1 pseudogene is annotated in these 268 nt (G+C 63.1%); it reads left to right on the forward strand.

What is annotated here, in order from left to right:
• A pseudogene (locus NCR40_RS21985) lies at nt 1-268 on the forward strand (excinuclease ABC subunit A); the annotation flags it as partial.

Below are 268 nucleotides of genomic sequence, written 5' to 3' on the forward strand. Positions count from 1 at the left end.
GGCTTCGTCAGCGTCGAGTTGCTGTTCCTGCCGAGCGTCTACACGTCGTGCGCGACATGCCACGGATCGCGCTATAACCCGCAGACGCTGGAAATCGAATGGCATGGGAAGAACATTGCGGATGTGCTCGGCATGACCGTCGATAGCGCATGCGACTTCTTCGCCGATGAAGCCAGCGTCATGCGCGCGCTCGCCGTGTTGCGCGAAATCGGCCTCGGCTATCTGCGGCTCGGGCAGCCCGCGACGGAGCTATCAGGCGGAGAAGCGC

Source organism: Caballeronia sp. GACF4 (genome assembly GCF_023631025.1).
Classification (GTDB): Bacteria; Pseudomonadota; Gammaproteobacteria; order Burkholderiales; family Burkholderiaceae; genus Caballeronia.